The sequence below is a fragment of the Aquicoccus porphyridii genome, assembly GCF_008369105.1.
In the GTDB taxonomy this organism is placed as follows: domain Bacteria; phylum Pseudomonadota; class Alphaproteobacteria; order Rhodobacterales; family Rhodobacteraceae; genus Aquicoccus; species Aquicoccus porphyridii.
Genome location: NZ_VINQ01000160.1, coordinates 1 through 415 on the forward strand (window position 1 = coordinate 1; position 415 = coordinate 415).

The 415-nt window shown below is 68.2% G+C and carries 1 protein-coding gene; it reads left to right on the plus strand.

The features are described 5' to 3' along the window. Positions 1–415, plus strand: a 415-nt coding sequence (locus FLO80_RS24010; protein WP_149187160.1) for a DEAD/DEAH box helicase, incomplete at both ends; no start/stop codon positions are given.

The window sequence follows — 415 nt, forward strand, 5'->3', positions numbered from 1 at the left end:
TCGACATGCTCGACGAACTGATCGCCGAGGGTCGCCGGGTCCTGCTGTTCTCGCAGTTCACCTCGATGCTCGCGCTGATCGAGGACGCCCTGCGCCAGCGCGGCGTCGACTACGTCCTGCTGACCGGCGAGACCCGCGACCGCCGCGCCCCGGTACAGCGCTTCCAGAGCGGCAAGGTGCCGGTGTTCCTGATCAGCTTGAAGGCAGGCGGGGTCGGCCTCAACCTGACCGCGGCGGACACCGTGATCCACTACGATCCCTGGTGGAACCCGGCGGTGGAGAACCAGGCCAGCGACCGCGCCTACCGCATCGGCCAGGACAAGCCGGTGTTCGTCTACCGGCTGATCGCCCGCGGCACGGTGGAAGAGAAGATCCAGCACCTGCAGCAGGAAAAGGCCGCCCTCGCCGACGGCCT